The sequence below is a fragment of the Paenibacillus sp. WC2504 genome, from assembly GCF_052682475.1.
The window spans coordinates 530809-552605 of the sequence record NZ_JBQZFH010000001.1 but is presented as its reverse complement, the minus strand read 5'-3'; the positions used below and the strand labels follow the sequence as shown (position 1 = coordinate 552605).

Genomic DNA, 21797 nt, shown 5'->3' with positions numbered 1-21797 from the left:
CTTCGTCGCTAGAACCTGAACACGCTCTAAAATTCGTAAGTACCCTCGGCTGCCGCTTTCTCATAAGCCATCCGCGGGATTTGTGTGGCCAGCTTCCCGCCGCTGATATCAATCATCGTGCCGGTGATATAGCCGGCATAGTCAGAAGCGAGGAAGCAAATCAGGTTAGCAACATCTGTCTTCTCTCCCCAGCGGCGCAGCGTCAAGGTGTCAAGCAAGCGCTGCTGCTGAGGCTCCTGAAGCTCCGCGAAATGGTTCATGTCCGTCGGAATCATCCCGGGGGCGTAACAGTTCACCGTAATGTTCCACGGACCCAGCTCCCCGGCCAGCACACGGGTGAATTGCTCCACACCGGCTTTGGAGGACGCATAGGCTGCACTGCCATAGCTCGGCACGATGGCGGCGAACGAGGCGGCGTTCATGATCCGGCCCGATCTTTGCTTTTTCATTACCGGCGCAACAGCCTTACACATGAGAAAAGTCCCTTTCAAATTAATATCAAGGTTCAAGTCCCAAACCTTTTCGGAAAGGATATCCACAGGTGCTCCTCCGGCGACCCCGGCATTATTCACTAAAATATCAATACCACCATACTGATCCACGACATGTTGAACGACTTCTTGAATCTGCGTATAGTTGCGCACATCACACAAGAACGTACTGCCTTTGCAACCACTTTGGTCTAATTCTTTCTGAATGTCCCCCAAATTCGACTCATTAATATCGGTGACAACGGTCGTCACGCCTTCCTTGGCAAGCGCTAGAGCAATCACTTTCCCGATCCCCCGGCCGGCGCCGGTAACGATTGCCACTTTTCCAGATAGGTCAATATGCATCCTGCGTCCTCCCCTTCCCTTTACATCGTCTGCGAAGCGGTGTTATGCGTTTGCATCAAATTTTGCAAATAAGATAAGCTCGTTAGGAACTGCCTTTGTTCATAGGCGATAATGTCTTCTTCCGGTGCACTCTTCTCAAAAGGGGTTCGCCAATCTCCAGTCGGTCTGGCATTGGCCTGTGCGAAACGCAACAGGTTGGCAAGCTGCGCTGCTGACCGCTGCGGGTAGTCCTGCCAGTAATCCTCACAAAGCACTCTTGTATGACGCGCTTCAAGCGCTCCCAGCTCCATTGACATATTGACCTTCGGACAATATTCATCAAACACCTGAAGCAGCGCAGCGAAATCCACGACGCCTTGGCCTAACGGAGAACGTACGAGGCGATAGCCGTCATCGCTCATGTAGATCCAATAATCCTTCATGTGCACATGCTTAAGGTGCGGCCCGAGCCTCCTTGCAAAATCGACCGGCTCCTCTGCCGTCGCCAGCGGATTGCCGGTATCCAGCGTAATACCGAAGTAGGGTGAACCGATCTCCTGACAGAGCCATAACAGTTCCTCGGAAGCCAGATCTTGATGATTCTCCACCGCCAGTACGACGCCTGCCTGCTCCGCCGCTCTTGCCGCCTCTCCCAACCCGGATAACACTTCCTGTAAAAATGACGTCCACCGCCCGGCCATTCTGCGCCGGTCACCGCCAAAATCCGCACCACCCACGACCGTGCGGACGGTTGGCGCGCCTAGTCTCGCAGCCGCTTCTATAGCTTCCTTAAGCGGTTTCGGATCGTAGCCACCTGAGGCTACTACGAGATACTGCCCTCTAGCTTTAGCTTGACGAGTTAACGCGGCTGCGTCTTCGCCCTCAAGCAGCGACAACGGAAGCTCAATGCCTTGGAGCCCATACCCAGTCGCCTGCTCAAGCAATTGAGACGCCGTGATACGCGGACGCGTCGAGCGAGGATGGATGCCCATCATAAAGGTAGTGCCATATACAGCAAGTCCGAGTTTCATCCGAATTCACCTTTCCCTTCTATCTCGCCGTCCAACCGCCATCAACAACCATGGAAGCCCCTGTCATAAAGCTGGACGCTTCCGATGCCATATAAATAATAGCCCCTATGATCTCCTCAGGCCTGCCCCAACGTCCCAAAGCAATATTTTCGATAAAAAAGCGATTGGCTTCCGGATTATTCATCACAACCGTGTTCAGCTCCGTCGCAATCGGCCCCGGGCAAAGCGCATTCACCGTAATGTTATAAGGCGCCCATTCCAAGGCCAGCACCTTCGTTAGCTGAATAAGGCCGCCTTTACTGGAACAATAGGCTCCTCTTTCCGGCAGTGCGATGCTCCCCAGCATAGAGGACAGGTTGATAACTCTGCCGTAACGCTGGCTTTTCATCGTTTTGGCGACTGCGCGGGCACATAGATACGGCGCTTTTAAGTTCGTATTCTGAACGAGATCCCAGCTCGCTTCATCAAAATCTTCGATCGGCTTCCGCACATTAATCCCTGCATTGTTGATCAAAATATCAATCCGTCCGAACGCCTGGACGGAATCCGCAACCATCGCCTCAACCTGCTCGGCTATCGTAACATCCACCGCTAACCCAAGCGCCCGTCTGCCGGTTGACTCGGCAATCTCGCGTGCAGCCGCTTCCGCCTTCTCCTTCTCGCGGCTTGTCACGATCACATCAGCCCCAGCTTCTGCCAAAGCCTGAGCCATGACATAGCCAAGCCCCCGCGTCCCGCCTGTAATTAAAGCAACACGGCCATCTAATTTGAAGAGTTCCAAACTCATTGGACAGATTCCCCTTTCTCATCCAGTGTCAAAAGTATCTTCGCGATCTTCCCCGGATTCTTGATGAGCATGTCAAAACAAGCACTTCCACTTTCAAGCGGAGCCAGTTTTGTCCACGGCGACAAGCTGACACGCCCCTCGCTAATCCACTGAAGCGCTGTCTCGAAATCGTCCGAATGGTACGCGAAAGCCCCCGTCATCTGAATCTCGCTGCGGATTATTTGATTAATCGGCAGGCGGCTTGTGTCCTCGTGCAGACCGGTGAAAATGACCCGGCCCCCCGGGCGCACCGACTCCACGCAAGTTTGGCGGGTCAGCTCCATACCGACGGCATCAATGGCCGCATCGAAGGTATGCCCCTCCACAAGGCTGCTTACGCGAGTTACGGTTACGGCTCCAAGTTCCTTGGCAATTTCGAGTCGCTGTTCATTGATATCAACGACTACGACCTGCTGCAAGCCATACACCTTGGCTGCCTGTAGCGCCAGAAGACCGATTGGCCCCGCTCCCATAATCAAGAGGCGGTCGGTTGGCAGCGGTCTGAGCAGCTTGCAAATATGAACGGCACAGGCAAACGGCTCCGCGAAAGCGCCTTCATCAAAAGAAACGTGGTCGTCCAGCCGATACACGTTCTTCTCCGCAATCGCGACATATTCAGCGAATGCTCCAGGGCGGTGCGCGCCAATTAATTGGCGCTCCGGGCACAGCTGGGCTGCCCCTGTCGTGCAGGCGCGGCAGCGACCGCAGGATACGAGCGGGTTGGCCGTCACGCGATCCCCTTGGCGGAATCTAGCCTCCCCTTCACCACTTCCAACCTGTTCCACGATACCGGAGAACTCGTGACCCATAACGAGCGGCGGCTTGCGCAGCGAATTATGACCCAAGAAGCCGCTCAATTCCGAGCCGCAAATGCCCACCCGCTCCACGCGAATCAGCACCTCATTCGGCCCAGGGACCGGCTTTGCCACTTCCCTTATGTTCATGGTACTAGGCCCTTCATACACCAAAGCTTTCATGCGCTATCCTCCTTTTTGGCAACATGCTTCGCCTCGCTTAGTCAATGCTTCTCGCGTTTTTCCCACCCTTGCTTGAACAGGGGGAGCCAGTGACCGGGATCATACGGATGTTTCGCAATCTCTTCCAGGTTAAGGTCAATGCCTAGACCAGGACCCTCAGGTGGCAGCAGATAGCCGCGGTCAACCTTCAGCGGAGGTGTAAGCAGGTGTTCTTCCCACGGCTCATTAAATTCGTCAAAAATTTCATGGATGAAGAAATTCGGCGTCGCCATATTCAAATGCGCGCAAACTACCGAGCAGATCGGCCCCTGAGCGCTATGCGGAGCTGTAACACCGCCATGCGCATGAACCATGCCGCATATTTGCTTGGAAGCGGAGATGCCGAGATATTGCGGCTCCAGTTGCACGATATGGACCGCATCATGCTGCAGCAGCTCGGCGAACTGTTCGCGATTGTAATAGTCCTCGCCGCAGGCAATCGGCACGGGACTGCGCTTCGCTACCTCGACCATGGAGGAGATCCGCTGCGGAGGCACCGGCGCTTCGAACCAGGTAGGCTCATACGGCAGCATTGCTTCTGCAAATTGAAGCGCTGTATGTACACTGAAGCGGTTATGGCCTTCAATGAGAAGGTCAACATCTGGACCTACCGCCTCACGAACCGCCGCGATAATGTCTAGTCCAATGCGAAAATCCTTCCTATCCACGGTACGCCAAGCGTTACCAAAAGGATCAAATTTTAGCGCCGTATAGCCTCTTGCGACAACGTCCTTTGCCTTCTCATGAAAGCTTTGCGGATCACGCGATCCCCGGTACCACCCGTTCGCGTAGCAGCGCAGCTTTTCGTGGCATTTGCCGCCCAATAGCTTATACAGCGGGAGTCCAGCCTCTTTGCCGATAATATCCCAGCAAGCGGTTTCAATTGCAGCCAAGGCCGAGCCCTGGATTTGACCGCCATCCGAATAAACGTCGCGTGTCATTTTGAGTGCGATGGTTTCTACATCATGAACGTCCATCCCGATATACAGATGCTTCAGCTCATGAATAGCCGCTTCCACCGTTTTGGCGAACCCATTGAGGGTTCCCTCACCGATGCCATAGATGCCTTCCTTCGTATGCAGTTTGACGAAAAGCCAATTTTTCCATGAGTTCCCGACGATGAATGTCTCCACATTGGTAATGATCATTCCGCAACCTGTCCTTTCACTTTCCATAATAGAGAAGTAAGCGCCATTACAAGCTTTACAAGCTTTCATATGCATTGTAACAAATCCATTTGCCCTGATATTTGCCTAAAGGAGAAAACATGTTGGACTTTTCCGATAAACGACAAAGAAGAAGGCCGCTGAATGCGCTGGCCCTCCTACGTTGTGATTGTTCAATCAATTACTAATAGTGAAAAAAATTTATTTTATCTCTTTATCATCAAATCGGGCATATCCAGTGCCAGGGAAACGTTGCAAAGCATCCCCCGCGCCAAAAACATCGTCGTCCGCTCTTCAGCTTCTTGGAGTCCTGCCTCCTCAAAAGCCTGCATCACGAACTGCTTCACCTCATTCATCCCCCGCTTCATGACAGCACGGATGGGTGCTTCCTGGATCGTCTGTGCCTGCATCTGCAGCAAAATCTCATTTCTGTGCGATTCCGTAATCTCTTCGTAAGCGCGGATGAAGCCAAGTTCCAGCTGCTCTGGCGATGTAGTTTCCTTCACGCGCTGGAAAGCTTGAAGGATGCGTTGCCATGAGAGTTCCAGTGCAGCTTCCAGGAGCGACTCCTTGGTAAAGAATCGATACACATAAGGCTGCGAAATAGCAGCGCGTTCTGCAACTTGCGCAGTAGTCGCACGATAATAACCGAATTCGGCAAATACTTCGACAGCGGAATGAATAATATCATTGCGTCGATCGGTAGACGTTACACCTTTCACCATTGGCCGCGACCTCCTCATCTATTAAAAAGTCCGATTAGTGATTGGTCAATCACTAATCGGACCTAGTATATACCACAAAGTTGTAGATTGCAACTCTAACTTGCCGCTTTTACACCATGCCGCCATTAATCCGGATCGTTTGGCCCGTGATCCAACGCGATTCTTCGCTGGCCAAGAAAAGCACGGCGCCTGCGATATCTTCCGGTTCTCCCAAGCGTCCAAAGGCGTTCAAATTCGCGATCCCTTGAATCTGCTGCTCTGACTTACCGACGGTGAATAGTTCGGTATTTACAGGGCCTGGTGCTACCGCGTTAATCGTGATCCCCGCCGGTCCTAACTCTTTGGTGAGCTGGCGCGTAATCTGCTCAACGGCTCCCTTCGTGCCTGCATAAGCGCTATAGGTAGGAAACATCATCCCGGCAACGGATGTTGAGAAGTTAATAATGCGGCCGCCTTTATTCATATACTTAAGCGCCTGCTGGATTGCAAAATAAGTGCCTTTTACATTGATGGCATACTGCTTGTCGAAGTCTTCTTCCGTCATGACAGCCAGCGGCTTTGTGATCATAATGCCTGCGTTATTGACAAGAATATCGATTTGACCGTACGCGGCTAATGTTGTCTGAAAAAGCTGCTCGATATCGGATACTCGGCTAATATCCGCCTGGACAGGCAAAGCTTCTCCGCCGTTTTGCTTAATGCTCGCCACCACTTCTTCGGCTTTAGTAGGATTGCTGGCGAAATTAATGACGACCTTCGCGCCATGCTTGGCGAGAAGCTCGGCTATCTCTCTTCCGATCCCTCTGGATGCTCCTGTTATGATGGCTACTTTCCCGGATAAGTTAGACATGCGATGATTCCTCCTCGTTACCTTCATTGTTTGGCTTATGAGTCTATTATATGTATAACGATAACAAATTACAACTGACAAAATTATATATCTGTCATTATACTTTCGACGGCTTATCCGCCGCTGTATGAAAAAAAGACCCAGCGGATAATCACTCCGCCAGGTCTTTCTATCACTTGCGAATCCCCGAAAGGATTAATTCCCACACTAGATCAAACTCTTGCTCAATCGTTGAAGTGGACCACTCATAGGCATGAGCGGGATGATGAAATCTCGTTGTTGCGAAAAAAATAGCTCTTGCCATAGCCTCAGGTTCGCCAGAACGAAACTCCTTCGCATTCACTCCATCTGCGATAATAGCCGTCATCTGACCGATTAGATGTTGGACATGCTCCGCAATCATTTCAACGGCATCCAAAGTCACCGCCGAGTACATGCCGAACATCTCCGGATCCTCGACAACATGCTTCCGTTTACTTTGGATCAGCGCCTGAAGCCATGTCCGCAGCCGCTCTGCAGCACTGCCATCCAATCGATCCGCAATCTCCTGCAGAGGTTCCGCAATCCTGTGCAGCCAACGCTCAGTCACGGCTTCGCGCAAAGCAGCTTTGCTCGGGAAATGTCGATACAAGGTCCCGTGACTGACTTGCAGTGCTTTGGCAACATCTACGACAGATGTTTTCTCTGGGCCATAGCGTCGCAGAACCTGTTCCGCGGCTTCTAGAATTGCTTCCTTTGTTAAGGGTTGATCATTCGCCATATCGGTCTTCTCCCTAAGTATGATTCTCATCATAGCACAAGGAATAAACAAACTTAAAGTATCAACTATGGTTTTCTGTCATTTGTCTCAATGAATCCGTCAATCAAGCATAGATAACGTTGTATCTACAATGCCTTGCAGTTTCTCTGCATCTTCCGTCGTTTTGACCAGAACCCGCAGCCCAAGCAACGTATTATTTAAAAACTGCGCAAGCTTTCGAGCATCCTGCCCCGCGGCTATTTCTCCCGATTGTATACCGAGTTCAACAAGTTCTTGCAAGCGTGCCTCCGTCTTGGAAAAGCTCTCATTGACCTTAGCCGCAGCTTCCTCATCATGTATAGCGAGCTCCACAGCGGTGTTGACCATTAAACATCCGCGGGGGTTATCTTCTTTTTTACCAATCACTCGTTCAAAAATTTCTCTGATCGCCTTTTTCGGTGATGTATGCCCATCAGCATGGTAGATACGAGTACCGACCACTTCTTCGTAACGGTCAATCACTTTCATAAAGAGATCATGCTTGTCTCCAAAGGTATCATAGATGCTTCTACGATGGACGCCCATTTCCGTAACCAGGTCCTGCATGGATGTTTTTTCATATCCTTTTTCCCAGAAAACGCCCATCGCTTTGCCCAGTACGGTATTCACTTCAAACTCTCTGCTCCTAGCCATACGCTACCTCCTTCATACAGAGATTAGTATAGCATTTTGATCCGGCTGACACCTACATCAGGTCTTTCAGACGATCCGCTGTGTACGGAATCAGCTCATTGTCGCGACCTTCGCGAATCTTTGCCGCCCAGGCCGGGTCTGCCAACATGGCGCGGCCGATTGCAGCCAGATCAAATTCCTTACGGTCAAGCCGCTCCACCAACTCGTCGATCATTTCGTGCTCATCTTTGTGGTCAAACGGCTCGGATTCAAGCCCCACCGAACCGACGGTGATGGTCGGCTTGCCGGTCAATTTCTTGATCCAGCCTGCAAAATTCAGATCTGAGCCAGGGAACTCCGGCTCCCAGAAATGCCGGCTCGAGCAGTCGAATACGTCCACACCCGCTTCCACGAGCGGTGCCAGAAACTGAGCCAACTCCTCCGGTGATTTTGCCAGTTTGGCGCCATATGAACCTATTTTCCACTGCGAGATCCGCAGAATGATGAGAAAGTCAGGTCCGACCGCCTGTCGGCATGCTTCGATAATCTCAACTGCAAAACGCGTCCGTGCCACGAGACTGCCGCCATAGCGATCCGTTCTTTGATTCGTTTTTTCCCAGAAAAACTGATCAATCAAATAGCCGTGGCCCCCGTGCAGCTCAATACCATCAAAACCAATCCGCTTGGCATTGGCAGCGCCATTCGCATAAGCCTTAATGACGTCGGCAATCTCTGATTCCGTCATGGGCTCGCCTGCTTTTTCCCCCATTAAGTCAATGCCTGAGGGGGAGATGGAAGCAGCCTCCAGATTCGGCTCTGAGCGAGTCCTCCTGGTAATCCCCACATGCCAAAGTTGGGAAATAATTTTCCCGCCTGCTGCATGCACTTCTTTCACAACATGAGTCCAGCCGTTTAGCGCATCTTCCCCATGCATGTGCGGGATGTTCGGGTCGCCTGTCGCAGCAGGATGGTCGATGACAGCTCCCTCTGTCACTATTAGACCGACTCCGTTCTCTGCGCGTCTACGGTAATAAGCAGCCACATCGGCCCCCGGTACGCCATTCGGAGAAAAGCTTCTTGTCATAGGAGCCATAACAATACGATTAGTTAAGGTAAGTTGGTTAAGTGTGAAAGGTTGAAATAACGGTTGAATGGATTGCTTTTGGCCAATACTCATGGGATCCCTCCATCTGTCGTGTTTCATCACGATCGTCACTGTTACCTTTTCCTTCGTTTAGCTTAATTATTTGTTAAGCTGCTGCTACAGCCGCCGCTTTTCTGCTGCGAATTCTCAGCGCTACAATCGCTGCAAGCAGACAGACGAAACCAGCGGCAACAAACGGCACCGTGTAGCTGCCGAGAAGTTCACGCAGGAAACCTGCGCCATAAGCTGCCGTAGAAGCGCCCGCTTGGTGAGCAACCAGAATCCAGCCAAAAACCATGCCTGCCTTCTCTTTACCAAATGCATCAGAGGTCAATTTCACTGTCGGTGGAACCGTTGCGATCCAGTCCAGTCCGTAGAACACTGCGAATACCGTAAGCTGCGTATAACCTGTACCAAGTGCATAAGGCAGGAAGATTAGTGATAAGCCGCGCAGTCCATAATACCAGAATAGCAGCCATCTGCTATCGAAACGGTCAGATAACCAACCGGAAAACGTAGTACCTACAAGATCAAATATTCCCATCAACGCGAGTAAGCTTGCAGCTGTGACAATGGGAATATTACTGTCTCCGCAGGCTGCGATTAGGTGTGTACCAATCAGTCCATTTGTTGAGAATCCGCAAAAGAAGAAGGTCCCCGCCAGCATCCAGAATGTCAGATTCTTCATCACGGAGAATAGTGTGCGGATCGGGGTAAGCAGCAAGTTCCCTTGGAAAGGCGCTGGCTTCACTATTTCCGTAGTACCAAATGGAGCTAAGCCTTTATCATAAGGATGGTTTCTCATCCAGATCGCAACGACTGGCAGCAGGATAAGAAGAGCCGCCATTATGACATAAACAGCATTACGCCAACCACTGTCACTCGTAATCTTGGCTAACAAAGGAAGGAAAAGCAATTGACCGGTTGCGGCACTCGCTGTAAGCATGCCGATTACCAACCCTTTGTGCTTCACAAACCAACGATTTGCAACTGTTATTCCCAAGACATTAGCCAAAGCTCCCGTACTAATACCGCCGAGTACCCCCCACAACAGGATAAGCTGCCAAACTGCCGTGATGAATGGTGTAAGCCCTAATGAAATCAGCATCAATATAATGGCGAAAACCATGGTTCGACGAACTCCGAATTTAGCCAGCATAGCGGCCGAGAACGGACCAATTAACCCATATAATAAAATACGAATGGAGATAACGCCTGATATAGATGCTCGCGTCCAGCCAAATTCTGTTTCAAGCGACTGAATTAATACACTCGGAAAGGAACTTATGCCTGCCGAGACGAGCAATGATAGAAACACAATACCTATAACAACCCAGCCATAATAAAACTTGGAGAGTTTATTTTCCTTCAACATCTCTTTCACCCCTTCTGATTATTGAGAATGTCCATTCTCAAAATATAATCTGTATCTTACACTACAGGTTTCAATATTGTCAATGAAAAAAACATCCCGACGAATGGCTTCTTCATCAGGATGTTTTATGGGTCAACCTGCTGCCTTAGCGGTTAGTTCCGCACTGTCATATTTGCTTTCTTCTACTTGTAATAATCCATCCCTCGGCAGTAATCTTCTAACTAACCCTACAAATCCTCGTATCGTAAATAAAGTGAAATTGAGCGATGCAAAAGTATGCAAGACTGTCCATGAATTCCATTTGAATAATTTCGTTTTCTTTTCTAAAGCCCACTGCAACAGAGACATAGGGACACTAAAGAACAGGCTTCTGAGCATTAGCTCCGCCGGTTTGCTGTTATAAGTCACTCTTACCCAAATTACGCTTAATAGCGGGTAGAATAAAAAGTCGTAAAGAATATTTGTATCAAAAATTTTGGGGAACGGACGTGCTGGATAAGCAATGCTCTTCTTTTTAATAAAGTAGGAATCTAATGTAACCGCGAGCACACCTTTGGCAAAGAACACGATTAAGAGCATAAGCAAGTTTTTACGCTTCAAAACAAAGGGTACAGCTGCCACACAAGACAGAAACAGCATCCTTAATAATAATTTTTCCAACGTGATTACCTCCTCATAGAATAAATCTCTTAACCGTAGTGTGCTATCAAATGCGTATAAATATGAGTTGAGACAGAAATAGTTTTCACCATTAATGTTTAATGGGATGTAATTGTTGAATAATACCGTTTAAATTTGACGGAGTAAATCAATACATACACAACGAGTAGAGCGGCGACCGAATTTAGAACAACCAATGAGAAGTTCAAACTAAAAAATTGAGTCAGCACACCAACTCCTATAGGAGGAATGATGAACCCCGCATAGGCGCACAAATAAAAGGCTGAAATGACTCGTGGCCGTTCTTCTGGCTTAGGCAGTTGGCCGGCAAACCTTAAAGCGGCTTGAAACGACCATCCAGCGCCAATCCCTTGAATGAGCATGCCAGTCCCTAGTAAAAATAAATTTTCTTTCTGCCCGGAAAAAACAGTTATCCAAGGTCCGACGGCTAGGAAGACGATACCAATACGCATCCGTGTAACCGGATTTTGCAACCATGGGAAGAATTGCATCAAGCCGCCCACACCAAGAAGCATGAGCATTAACAATCCCGCTATAGAAAGGTTAGAAGTATGGATTACGCTTTTGACGAAAGAAGGAATGAGAGATAGTACAATTCCACCTAACATGAAAAAAATAAAGGCAGGAAGTCCGATTATTGAATAGAAGTGCGAACGAATATTGTTGGGAATACCAAGTGAAATCTTCGTTTTTGCCGGCTTCTCGGAATCTTCAGCTTTCGGTAACAGTTCTAGGAGTACTAAAGAAATTACTAACATGACAAGTAAAAACCAAAATGGCATACGCAGCGGCTGAATGTGTATATATTGCACAACTAAACCTGAAATAGCCGGCCCCATACCAAAGCCCAGATTAACAATTACGCCCGAGAACTTGATTGCTGTACTTATTTTCTTGGAAGAGGTCTGTTTTAATAGAAAAGCAGTGGCGGTACCTGTAAAAGCCCCATACGCGATCCCTTCGAGAATCCTTGCCGTATAGAGCATCCAGACGTTCTGGCTTACTATAAAGAGCAGCGTCGATATAATAGATATCCATATACTTATGCGAAGTACCCTTTTCAATCCCCATGAGTTCGCTTTGGCTCCCACAATAAGCAAGGTAGGCAGCAAAATAACGGCATATACCGCGAACAAAATGGTGATTTCCAGACTGCTCAAGTGATAATACTTCCCATATACAGGGAACAAGGATGATATAAAGGTAGCTCCGCATGACATCATAAGAATGATCCAGAGCATTTTTTTCATATTTCGTCTTTCTCCTCTCCATGACTAGTAATAGTTGAATATCGTATTATTATCCACCCACATCTCCAAAATCTCATATATGATAGAGACAGGTCTGTATCATATTCAATTACAAATAATACAGACAGATCTGTACCATGTCAATGGGTATTATGTACAGTCGTCTGAATGATCATGTTTACCTACTCAAATCTCTCCGCAGTTTAATCCTCTTCCGATCTTTAAAAAAGCCTTAGCCAACTACCGGCCAAGGCTATTTCCATAGAAGTGAATCGAAAAAGTTGACTCACGGTTAGTGCCCCATCATCATCGCGGGGTCTGGATTTTCTCCACCTGCAGTTCCTTCTTCTTTGAGTTTTTTCGGTTTTCGTAAAATGAGCGTCAGTACCACACCCGCGGTCGCAATGCACGCTGACAAGAAGAACGTGTCGCCGTAACCCTGCACCACCGCGTTCAGCGGGTTCGCTCCCGCTCCAGCACTTGCCGCGTACGATGTGATCTGCGATGTCAGATAACCCGTCAAACCTGCAACCGCGAACGAGACCACAACCTGCTGAGCGGCGGTTGTCAGCGGTGTGACACGGCTCACTAGGTTTCGAGGCGCAGAGTTCAGGACATGAGTATTTAACGGCATCATGGAGAAACCCATGCCCAGACCCATGATGCAGATGCAGAGGATGATAACCCACAGTGAGGTATTCACTGAGATGCCCGACAATATGAATAGAGCAACAGATACGGCAGCAAGACCGCCGAAGGCCAGGGGACGCGCACCGATTTTATCGAACAGCCGGCCGCTGATTGGCATTCCGATTCCTGCGAATATCGCCTGAGGCATCAGAATCCAACCCGTCTCAAGAGCCGTGTAGTGCATGACGCCTTGCAAATAAAGAGGCACAATCAACATTACGCCAAACAACGCGAGCTGTACGATCCATGTCAAGATAATACTCCGTGTAAAGTCGGACGACCTGAATACTTTCAACTCTAGCAGCGGCTCCTTCTGTGACAGTTCTACGAAGATAAAGATAATCAGCGCTATACCTCCGACCGCCAAGCCCGTAATCGTTGAAGCTGAGGTCCAGCTAGTGCCTCCTTCGCTTACGCCGTATGCCAACATGGAGAAGGCAATCGGAGCGAGGCACATACCAAGAACGTCGAGATGTGGCGCCTTATGACGGACGGACTTCGGCAAATATTTATATCCGAGAATGAAGGCGATAATACCGATCGGCAGATTGATGATAAATATCCAATGCCAACTGACGGAATCGACCAACCAACCGGATAACACCGGGCCAAAAGCCGGAGCCATCAGCATGGGAATACCGAGCACACCCATGATGGATCCGCGGCGCTCTGGAGGCGCCAGCTTGAACACCATCGCCATCCCGATTGGGGATACCATGCCGCCTCCTAAGCCTTGAATGACACGGTATATGATTAGTTGTTCCGGCGTTTGCGCGATGCCGCACAGCACAGATCCGATCGTGAACAAGGCAATAGTAACCATAAAAATTTGCTTGGAGCCGAATTTATCGGTCATCCAGCCTGCAAGAGGGATAACAGCAGATAAGGCCAGCGTATAGCCGGTGACGGTCCACTGAATCGTCTTCAGATCGGTGTTAAAGTATTCAACAAGTTTTGGAATTGCATTATTGACCACTGTACTGTCTAGAATAACCATGATCATACCGACAATAATCGCCATGAGCGGCGGCAGAATGGCTTTTAGCGAGAAGTCGTTCCCTCCGGCCGTCGTTGGTTTTTCTTGCGTAGGAGCTGACATGGATCCCTGCTTTCTGCTCATCGAGCTCTAGATGATTGATAATCATGACTGAGGAACTATTCATTCTGTGTTGTTCGATAGACTCTGAGAAAGGGGCGTTGTTGGACTCTATTTTAATTTGTCAATTAAGCTATCGATTATACCTGAAAACAAAAAGAAACCATCACCTTTTCATAGGTAATGGTTTCTTTTTTGATATAAACATAGAAGATTTACTCCACTGTCACACTCTTCGCCAAATTCCGCGGCTTATCAACATCATTCCCACGCGCCAAGGACGCATAGTACGAAAGTAATTGCAGCGGAATAACCGACAATGCCGGAGAAAGAACATCCAGCGTTTTCGGAATCACAAACGTGCTGTCTACTGACTTCAGCAGCTCATGCTCGCCTTCAACAGCGATCCCAAGCACATTCGCACCGCGCGCTTTTACTTCTTTAATATTGCTAACCGTTTTCTCCAGCAGTTCAAGCTGAGTACCTAGCGCGATGACAGGAACGCCATCCTCAATCAGCGCTAGCGTACCGTGTTTCAATTCACCTGCCGCATAAGCTTCAGAGTGAATATAAGAGATCTCTTTCAGCTTCAGAGAACCTTCTAACGCTACTGCATAATCCAAACCTCTACCAATGAAGAAGAGGTTATCATGTTTCGCCATCTCTTCTGCTACAGCTTTCAGATCTTCCGCTTGTGCAAGAATTTCTTCAACTTGTTCCGGCAACTGTTTCAAAGCTGATATCATCTCAGCAATTTCCGACTCCGTTTGTGTACCAATTGTTTGTGCCAAATGAATACCAAGCAGATAGAAAGCAATCAACTGGGATGTGTAAGCTTTTGTCGATGCTACGGCAATCTCTGGTCCCGCCCAAGTTGTGATAATATCATCCGCTTCACGAGCAACCGAACTGCCGACTACGTTGGTAATCGCCATTACGTGCGCACCACAACGCTTTGCTTCACGAAGTGCTGCGAGCGTATCCGCTGTTTCACCGGATTGGCTAACAACAATCACAAGCGTATCCTTCGTGATAATTGGGGAACGATAACGGTATTCGGACGCAACATCCGTTTCAACCGGAATTCGTGCCATTTTCTCAATTACATATTTCCCAACCATCCCTGCATGATACGCCGTTCCACAGGCCACAATATGCACTCTACTGATGTTGCGTATTGCTTCCGCTGTGATCGACAGCTCATTTAACGTTACTGTACGCCCATCCGTTGCAATACGGCTTCCCATTGTGTCGCGATAAGCTTTAGGCTGATCGTAGATTTCTTTCAACATAAAGTGATCGAATCCGGCTTTTTCCGCCGTAACAATATCCCAATCGACATGAAACATTTCCCTGGAAATAAAATTCCCTTCCAAAGTCATTAATTCGACACCATCTCGCGTCAACAGCGCCATTTCGCCATCATTTAGAATAAACACATTACGCGTATATTCGAGGATAGCCGGGATATCGGAGCCAATGAAGTTCTCTCCTTCACCGATACCGATAATCAAAGGACTTGCTTGACGTACGGCAACTAGACGATCCGGTTCATACTCTGTTAAGACGCCCAATGCAAATGCGCCTGTCATTTGTTTTACGGCTTTTTGAACAGCTTTAAGGATATCTCCTTCGTATAGATCAGCAATGAGGTGTGAGATCACTTCTGTGTCTGTTTCGGAGACGAACTGGTGGCCTTTCGCGGTTAGCTCCTCTTTCAGAGCAATGTAATTTTCGATGATCCCGTTATGCACGACGGAGAACTTCATCGAATTATCCGTATGAGGATGTGAATTCACATCTGACGGCTTACCGTGCGTCGCCCAACGCGTATGTCCGATCCCAACGCTTCCGTTCAGAGGGGTTTCCTCAAGCTTGGATTCAAGATTCGCGATGCGGCCTTTTGCCTTCTTAATTTCCAGACCATTTGCTGTATACACGGCTACACCTGCAGAGTCATAGCCCCGATATTCAAGCTTTTTCAGCCCTTCCAGCAAAATTTCCTGAGAATTACGCTTTCCAATATAACCAACGATTCCGCACATAGTATAGTACCTCCATAGTTTTATGAGCCTATTCAACAAGGCTATTTTTCAAAGATCCAAATCCATATATTTAACGATTACCTATAAGTTCGCATGAAAAAGAAACGGACGTTGGATACTTGTCAGCCCGGTCGCCCAAGCGTTTTTGCTCTCCAACTTAACGGCATTCCTAATGCCGGAAGGTCCCCGCCGAATGTTTCGAACACCTTCACCTCGTCAACTCACCTGCGTAGTAGTAGTTTAGACTACATTCCCGTTCCGCCTGCGAGTTCTGGCGCTATTTGTAAATGATTAACCTCTACCCTGCCTTTCCTTCTTGAGTAAATACATCATATTCATTTTTCAGTCATCGTGCAACTTATTTTTTCTATCAAAATCCCCCTATTCGCCCAGAAAAGCACACATAAATGCTAAAAAGCGCGAAAGGGGAACCTCAATAAACTTCATCTTACCGAATCGTTATACCAATTGCTCTTGGATAACCTTCGCAATATCATGTACATAAGCCTCAACTTGCTCTTTATCCGGTCCTTCCGCCATAACACGGATTAAAGACTCTGTTCCCGAAGGGCGTACAAGAACCCGTCCGTTATCCCCAAGCTCTGCCTCCACCTTGCGAATAGCTTCTTCGACGACCGTATTATTCTTGAGCTTGCTCTTATCCGCTACACGAACATTAACGAGCAGCTGCGGGAATTTACGCATAATTCCTTTTAGCTCACTCAGTTTGTGCCCTGAAGCAACGATCGTGTTCACCAACTGTAAGGCTGTTAAAATGCCATCTCCCGTCGAGATGTAATCAAGGAAAATAACATGTCCGGACTGCTCTCCGCCTAAGTTATAGCCGCCTTTACGCATCTCTTCCATCACGTAGCGGTCGCCTACCGCCGTTTGCAGTGCTTTAAGACCCGCTTTTTCAATCCCTTTGAAAAAGCCGATATTCGCCATCACCGTCGTCACAATTGTGCCGTGGTTGAGCTTGCCTGCGCGGTTCAGCGCATCTCCTAGAATGCTTAAGATGAAGTCTCCGTCGACTTCCTCGCCTTTCTCATCAATCGCGATCAAGCGATCCGCGTCCCCGTCAAAAGCAAGACCAATGGCTGCGCCATGTTTCACCACTTCTTCGCGAAGCTTCTCAGGATGCGTGGAGCCGCAATGATCGTTGATATTGCGGCCGTTCGGCTCAGCGCCGATGGTGATGACTTCCGCTCCGAGCTCGCGGAAGATCGCAGGAGCCAGCTCGAAGGCTGAGCCGTTCGCGCAGTCAAGAACAACCTTGTATCCGGTGAAAGACTCGGATACCGTCTCTTTCAAGAACGCCAGATAGGCTAGCTTCGCATCCGGGTCGTCTGAAACCGTCCCGATCTCGCCGCCAACCGGGCGAGGTAACTCGTCTACAGCTGCGTCAAGCAGCTGTTCAATCTCAAGCTCCGTCTCGTCCAGAAGTTTGAAGCCGTCGCCCCCAAAAAACTTGATCCCATTATCCTCAACCGGATTATGGGAAGCGGAGATCATAACGCCTGCATCCGCTCCGAGCTTTTTCGTTAAATAAGCCACCGCTGGTGTACTTACAACACCAATGCGAATAACCTCAACACCAATAGATAGCAACCCTGCTACGAGGGATGCTTCCAACATCGGACCCGAAATGCGTGTATCTCTCCCGATCACGACTTTCGGATGCTTGGCCTGTCTTGTTAATACATACCCGCCGCAGCGGCCTACCTTATAAGCTAATTCTGGTGTCAACTCGCCATTGGCGACGCCACGCACACCATCTGTACCAAAATATTTCCCCATGTCTCTTTTCTCCTCTTGTCTCATCCCATTATGGATTTGCTGCTTTTGGTGAAGCACTTGGTGATGCACTAGGTGCTCCATTTGCTGTTGTATTTGCTGCTGCTTTCTCGCTGATTTCTACAGTTGCTTTCACATCTTGCGGTAATCCAAGCTTGACATACGTTGGAAGGTTCAGAGTAACCTTCAGTTCGTGCTTCCCTGGCGGCAAATTACTTACATCCAGAATAGCTTGAACGTCCTGCACCTTTAATTGATCAATGATGGTAGGAGCTCCTTCAACCGTTATGTTCAGCTGCGCCGATTCCGGCGTCGTCACCTTCGTTACATAGTTTTCATTAGCACCGATGATAGTAATCGGGACATTCTCCAAAGCTCTGGTAATAGACGGAACAATCTCTACTTTCACAGTAACTTTGGCGGGATCCAGTTGTGTTACTTTATTCCTCAAAGGAATGTCCAGTGAATATTCTTTTGTTTCCTTCTGATCTTGAATATTCAGCTGCGGACCCTGATAAAATTCCATCCGATCCACAACATCTTGAGTGCCATATACCGTAACTTTGTCTGGACTTTGCGTCACCATCGAAATAGCAAATCCTTTCGGCGGCTCTCCGCTTATCTTCAATTGCAGAGGTATCGTCTGGAACGGACTTGTTATCGGCACCTCAACATCGACGACAGGCGGATTCATATTCACAGTGACTTCTTTGCCTTCCTTATCAAAAGCTTGCAGCTTCACTTGCTTTGTTACGGCAGACTGCGCCTTATCCACGGAAACCTCGCCGCGCACATTCTCGATCTGCTCAAGCTTGCTTGTTTGCGCAGTAATGTACACTTTGTTAGGCTTCACAATCGGTTGGCCGGCTTTCAGCCCTGCAGATGGTGTGCCCTTGACGTTAATCACAACAGGCACTTCTTTCATTTGCAGCTCTTCAATGATCACGTGGACCGTTCTAGGAATGATTTGCACTTCGACATCCGTTGGAAACCCTACTGGCTTCAGCGCAAGCTGATGATCCCCTTTGCCTACTTGGGTTAGATCAAGCTCAATTTGATACGTATTGCTAGCTGTTACTTTCTTCACGGCAGACTCTTTCCCGCTAAGGATGATCTGCACATTCGCTGGAGACATCGACGAGATATGATAATGAGTTTCATCATATTTCGTTGTGATGGCCACATTATTAATCGTTTCTTCCCGTTGCCGGAGAGGTGAACTTCCCGATATATTCGTCTCCTCCATATGCACGACAACCCATAGCAAAATACTAATTACAAGCGCAACAATGCGCACCACATTCGTATTACGCAACCATTTATCCATTCGAACGCCCCCTCCATTTCAAGAAAGGGTTCTTCTCATTTGTTTTTGCCTTCGGCTTAAGCTCTTCGAACAGTTTCGCGATCAGGGATTCCTCTTTAATATCCCGTACAATGTGACCGTTCATCGTCAAAGAGATCTGGCCGGTCTCCTCCGATACAATGATACACATCGCATCTGAGACCTCACTCATCCCAATAGCGGCCCGATGACGCGTGCCAAGCTCCTTGGAGATGAATGGATTTTCAGACAACGGCAAGTAGCAGCCCGCGGCCATTAATTGCCCTTGACGTATAATAACCGCTCCGTCATGTAACGGCGTATTCGGAATAAAAATATTGATCAACAGCTCTGCGCTGATTTTACTCTCTATGGCAATACCGGACTCCACGTAATCCGTCAAACCGGTTTCTTTCTCGAACACAATCAAGGCCCCTATCTTTCTTTTGGCCAAATAATTCGCAGCCCGTATGACTTCACTAATCCGTTTGTTTACGTCCTGATCCTCTTCGCTTGAGGAGCGACTAAACAGCTTCCCGCGGCCTAATTGTTCCAAGGCTCGTCTAAGCTCGGGTTGAAAAATAATAATAACGCCCAATACCCCAAACGTAAAGGTTTGATTCATCATCCACTGCAGCGTACTGAGTTTAAACCAAATACTAAATACCCATGTAATGACGACAACAAGAATACCCTTCATGAGCTGAATGGCCCTTGTCCCACGAACTAACAGGATTAATTTATAAATCACATAGCTAACGATCAGAATATCAACGATATCCTTAGCCGAGATGCTCGTGAGTAAGTCCATTTATTATTCTCCCCCAGGCGACTGAACACAGTGATCTCTCTATACCTAGAATCATAACATAATCCTAAGTATACTTCTATTTTTCTCTCTTTATCTGAGTGTTTCCCAGTTGATTTGGTTCAATGTACCTAAAAAAAAACGCCCCCTTCGGCTCAAAGCCAACGGCAGACGTTTCAAGCTAATTCGAGAGCATCCCTATGAACTCGCCTAATTTATACCATACCCAACCAATTGCTTCATTCACCTGTGTAACCTGACCCGATATATGCGCGGTTGACGCCAAATTCAGTGTGCCATCGATAACAGTTAAATTACCTGTTACATCGCCTTCCACCTTCAAGGTTCCCCGCTGCACAACGAGATCTCCTTGCACAGTATGACCCTGCGGTACAATGACCGTATCCCCTTGGATAACTACATCCTGCAGGTTGCTTCCTTTGACCATCAAATTCGTATCATCATTCCACATGGACATGAAGCTACCGAACATGACGGCGCCGAAAACGACAGCCACAGATCCAGCAGGATGCCTGCGAATGAAGTCCATCCAGCCGTTTCTTTGCTTCATTGGAGGCAGTCCGCTCATAATCTGATCTGTCAGCGTATCAGAAGCTCTTAGTGGTGGCAGCATTCTAACTAGCGCATCTGTTTTCTCTAATTGTTTGAATAACGCATGACAGGCCTGACAAGCAATCAGATGTTCTTTTAATAGCCGAGAATCCGATCCTTGCAAATCACCGTCTAGATATTCATGTATGAGCGGGAGGGCTTCTTTGCAGTTCACCGGGCAGCCACCCCTTTCTTAGACTTTTGCATGTTGTGATATACCATACGTTTCGAATTTAAATATGTTTCACCTTGGAACAGGATTTGTATTGGCATCTTGTTCCTCCTGTTCTAACCGTTTGCGTAAATACTCTCGGCCACGGTGTACTCGTGTTTTGATCGTTGTTACGGGCATATCAAGTACCTCAGAGATCTCCTGAAGAGACATATCCTGCAAATAGCGCAAAATGACGATTGATTTATATTTTTCCGGTAAGGTATCAATCGCTCTACGAATCTGCTCCTGCGTCTCGGACACGATTATTTGTTTCTCAGGCGTGTCTTCAAGACTTGGCAGCATCGTATAATAATCATTGCCTTCTCCGTCCGGCATTTCCGCGTCTAAGGAATACGTATTCTTTCTTCTACGCAGTTTATCGATACACAGATTCGTCCCAATTCGAAAAATCCAAGTTGAAAACTTCTGATTCTCATCATATCGGTGCAAATTCGTATATACGCGCAAGAACGTTTCCTGCACCGCATCCTCGGCCTCTTGTTTGTTATTCAGCATACGGTAAGCCAAGTGAAAGATCTTATCCTTATAGAGCTCTACAAGCTCCGCAAAAGCATTTCGATCCCCATTTCTGGCCAGTTTAGCCAGACGTGCTTCAACAAAATTCAATTCGTTTTCCTCCGGCTTCTTAGGCAATTCGACTCTTTTCTAATACATACGCAAAAATTACGTCTTGTTTTCAGAAATTAAGATTCCAACCAAAATTAAACCCATCCCTATCCATTATAACCCATTTGCCGGCTCCACAATAATGAAAAACGCAGCGATAATCGCCACAGGAAGCTCAACCGAACCTAACATCCCCACATGTGTGCTGCCGATTCGCGGAAAACAGATCTTGTATAGAACAAGAAAAGTCGAGCTGCGCTCGATATACGAGGCCCCCGACTTTATCATCCTGTT

Annotated in this window: 21 protein-coding genes; all 21 read right to left on the bottom strand. The window is 48.2% G+C overall.

Features of this window, described 5'->3' with window-relative positions; all coding sequences use genetic code 11:
• Positions 1-26: 26 nt before the first annotated feature.
• The gene (locus ACUN27_RS02665; RefSeq protein ID WP_315952814.1) at positions 27-836 is read right to left on the bottom strand and encodes an SDR family NAD(P)-dependent oxidoreductase; all 810 of its coding nucleotides are present in this window, start codon (positions 834-836) and stop codon (positions 27-29) included.
• 20 nt (positions 837-856) lie between these two features.
• Entirely contained in the window at positions 857-1846 is a 990-nt protein-coding gene (locus ACUN27_RS02660; RefSeq protein ID WP_326063865.1) for a sugar phosphate isomerase/epimerase family protein, read from the bottom strand.
• A gap of 19 nt (positions 1847-1865) precedes the next feature.
• Positions 1866-2633 carry an SDR family NAD(P)-dependent oxidoreductase gene (locus ACUN27_RS02655; protein ID WP_326063864.1) on the bottom strand — a complete coding sequence of 256 codons (768 nt, stop codon included), beginning with the start codon at positions 2631-2633 and terminating at the stop codon, positions 1866-1868.
• On the bottom strand, positions 2630-3649 hold the full coding sequence (locus ACUN27_RS02650) for a zinc-dependent alcohol dehydrogenase (protein WP_445558331.1): 1020 nt from the start codon (positions 3647-3649) through the stop codon (positions 2630-2632). The genes ACUN27_RS02655 and ACUN27_RS02650 overlap by 4 nt, the downstream gene beginning before the upstream one ends.
• A 41-nt stretch (positions 3650-3690) precedes the next feature.
• Positions 3691-4905 (bottom strand): mandelate racemase/muconate lactonizing enzyme family protein, encoded by a 1215-nt coding sequence (locus ACUN27_RS02645; protein WP_445558330.1) that lies wholly within the window; start codon positions 4903-4905, stop codon positions 3691-3693.
• A gap of 155 nt (positions 4906-5060) precedes the next feature.
• On the bottom strand, positions 5061-5579 hold the full coding sequence (locus ACUN27_RS02640) for a TetR/AcrR family transcriptional regulator (protein WP_315952807.1): 519 nt from the start codon (positions 5577-5579) through the stop codon (positions 5061-5063).
• Positions 5580-5688: 109 nt separating this feature from the next.
• Complete coding sequence (locus ACUN27_RS02635) at positions 5689-6429, bottom strand: SDR family oxidoreductase (RefSeq protein WP_326063861.1); 741 nt, start codon at positions 6427-6429, stop codon at positions 5689-5691.
• Between the two features lie 172 nt (positions 6430-6601).
• Positions 6602-7189 carry a TetR family transcriptional regulator gene (locus tag ACUN27_RS02630; protein WP_315952805.1) on the bottom strand — a complete coding sequence of 196 codons (588 nt, stop codon included), beginning with the start codon at positions 7187-7189 and terminating at the stop codon, positions 6602-6604.
• A gap of 99 nt (positions 7190-7288) precedes the next feature.
• Positions 7289-7861, bottom strand: coding sequence for a TetR/AcrR family transcriptional regulator (locus tag ACUN27_RS02625; RefSeq protein ID WP_315952803.1), 573 nt, complete (start codon positions 7859-7861; stop codon positions 7289-7291).
• A gap of 52 nt (positions 7862-7913) precedes the next feature.
• On the bottom strand, positions 7914-9017 hold the full coding sequence (locus tag ACUN27_RS02620; protein ID WP_445558329.1) for an NADH:flavin oxidoreductase: 1104 nt from the start codon (positions 9015-9017) through the stop codon (positions 7914-7916).
• A gap of 73 nt (positions 9018-9090) precedes the next feature.
• Positions 9091-10359, bottom strand: a complete 1269-nt coding sequence (locus ACUN27_RS02615; RefSeq protein ID WP_315952801.1) for an MFS transporter — start codon at positions 10357-10359, stop codon at positions 9091-9093.
• A 132-nt stretch (positions 10360-10491) separates the two neighbouring features.
• Positions 10492-11019 carry a CBO0543 family protein gene (locus ACUN27_RS02610; protein ID WP_315952798.1) on the bottom strand — a complete coding sequence of 176 codons (528 nt, stop codon included), beginning with the start codon at positions 11017-11019 and terminating at the stop codon, positions 10492-10494.
• 98 nt (positions 11020-11117) lie between these two features.
• Positions 11118-12290: an MFS transporter gene (locus ACUN27_RS02605; protein ID WP_315952797.1), complete on the bottom strand. Its 1173-nt coding sequence runs from the start codon at positions 12288-12290 to the stop codon at positions 11118-11120.
• Positions 12291-12582: 292 nt separating this feature from the next.
• Positions 12583-14079 (bottom strand): MDR family MFS transporter, encoded by a 1497-nt coding sequence (locus ACUN27_RS02600; protein WP_445560589.1) that lies wholly within the window; start codon positions 14077-14079, stop codon positions 12583-12585.
• Positions 14080-14291: 212 nt separating this feature from the next.
• Positions 14292-16121 carry a glutamine--fructose-6-phosphate transaminase (isomerizing) gene (gene glmS / locus ACUN27_RS02595; RefSeq protein ID WP_315952795.1) on the bottom strand — a complete coding sequence of 610 codons (1830 nt, stop codon included), beginning with the start codon at positions 16119-16121 and terminating at the stop codon, positions 14292-14294.
• Positions 16122-16580: 459 nt separating this feature from the next.
• Positions 16581-17921 (bottom strand): phosphoglucosamine mutase, encoded by a 1341-nt coding sequence (glmM, locus tag ACUN27_RS02590; RefSeq protein ID WP_315953112.1) that lies wholly within the window; start codon positions 17919-17921, stop codon positions 16581-16583.
• 28 nt (positions 17922-17949) lie between these two features.
• Positions 17950-19245, bottom strand: a complete 1296-nt coding sequence (locus ACUN27_RS02585) for a CdaR family protein (RefSeq protein ID WP_445558328.1) — start codon at positions 19243-19245, stop codon at positions 17950-17952.
• Positions 19238-20053: a diadenylate cyclase CdaA gene (gene cdaA / locus ACUN27_RS02580; RefSeq protein ID WP_127456697.1), complete on the bottom strand. Its 816-nt coding sequence runs from the start codon at positions 20051-20053 to the stop codon at positions 19238-19240. The genes ACUN27_RS02585 and cdaA overlap by 8 nt, the downstream gene beginning before the upstream one ends.
• Before the next feature lie 178 nt (positions 20054-20231).
• Entirely contained in the window at positions 20232-20837 is a 606-nt protein-coding gene (locus tag ACUN27_RS02575; protein WP_445558327.1) for a zf-HC2 domain-containing protein, read from the bottom strand.
• Between the two features lie 69 nt (positions 20838-20906).
• On the bottom strand, positions 20907-21503 hold the full coding sequence (gene sigW / locus ACUN27_RS02570; protein WP_315952789.1) for an RNA polymerase sigma factor SigW: 597 nt from the start codon (positions 21501-21503) through the stop codon (positions 20907-20909).
• 114 nt (positions 21504-21617) lie between these two features.
• Entirely contained in the window at positions 21618-21791 is a 174-nt protein-coding gene (locus ACUN27_RS02565; protein ID WP_315952788.1) for a hypothetical protein, read from the bottom strand.
• Between the last annotated feature and the right edge of the window lie 6 nt (positions 21792-21797).

Bases quoted from the DNA above. Each gene is read 5' to 3' on its own strand.
- ACUN27_RS02650 (WP_445558331.1), bottom strand. From the start codon at position 3,649: ATGAAAGCTTTGGTGTATGAAGGGCCTAGTACCATGAACATAAGGGAA.
- cdaA (WP_127456697.1), bottom strand. From the start codon at position 20,053: ATGGACTTACTCACGAGCATCTCGGCTAAGGATATCGTTGATATTCTG.
- glmS (WP_315952795.1), bottom strand. From the start codon at position 16,121: ATGTGCGGAATCGTTGGTTATATTGGAAAGCGTAATTCTCAGGAAATT.
- glmM (WP_315953112.1), bottom strand. From the start codon at position 17,921: ATGGGGAAATATTTTGGTACAGATGGTGTGCGTGGCGTCGCCAATGGC.
- ACUN27_RS02615 (WP_315952801.1), bottom strand. From the start codon at position 10,359: ATGTTGAAGGAAAATAAACTCTCCAAGTTTTATTATGGCTGGGTTGTT.
- ACUN27_RS02630 (WP_315952805.1), bottom strand. From the start codon at position 7,189: ATGGCGAATGATCAACCCTTAACAAAGGAAGCAATTCTAGAAGCCGCG.
- ACUN27_RS02585 (WP_445558328.1), bottom strand. From the start codon at position 19,245: ATGGATAAATGGTTGCGTAATACGAATGTGGTGCGCATTGTTGCGCTT.
- ACUN27_RS02605 (WP_315952797.1), bottom strand. From the start codon at position 12,290: ATGAAAAAAATGCTCTGGATCATTCTTATGATGTCATGCGGAGCTACC.
- ACUN27_RS02640 (WP_315952807.1), bottom strand. From the start codon at position 5,579: ATGGTGAAAGGTGTAACGTCTACCGATCGACGCAATGATATTATTCAT.
- ACUN27_RS02600 (WP_445560589.1), bottom strand. From the start codon at position 14,079: ATGTCAGCTCCTACGCAAGAAAAACCAACGACGGCCGGAGGGAACGAC.
- ACUN27_RS02665 (WP_315952814.1), bottom strand. From the start codon at position 836: ATGCATATTGACCTATCTGGAAAAGTGGCAATCGTTACCGGCGCCGGC.
- ACUN27_RS02620 (WP_445558329.1), bottom strand. From the start codon at position 9,017: ATGAGTATTGGCCAAAAGCAATCCATTCAACCGTTATTTCAACCTTTC.
- ACUN27_RS02645 (WP_445558330.1), bottom strand. From the start codon at position 4,905: ATGAAAGCTTGTAAAGCTTGTAATGGCGCTTACTTCTCTATTATGGAA.
- ACUN27_RS02655 (WP_326063864.1), bottom strand. From the start codon at position 2,633: ATGAGTTTGGAACTCTTCAAATTAGATGGCCGTGTTGCTTTAATTACA.
- ACUN27_RS02660 (WP_326063865.1), bottom strand. From the start codon at position 1,846: ATGAAACTCGGACTTGCTGTATATGGCACTACCTTTATGATGGGCATC.
- ACUN27_RS02565 (WP_315952788.1), bottom strand. From the start codon at position 21,791: ATGATAAAGTCGGGGGCCTCGTATATCGAGCGCAGCTCGACTTTTCTT.
- ACUN27_RS02625 (WP_315952803.1), bottom strand. From the start codon at position 7,861: ATGGCTAGGAGCAGAGAGTTTGAAGTGAATACCGTACTGGGCAAAGCG.
- ACUN27_RS02635 (WP_326063861.1), bottom strand. From the start codon at position 6,429: ATGTCTAACTTATCCGGGAAAGTAGCCATCATAACAGGAGCATCCAGA.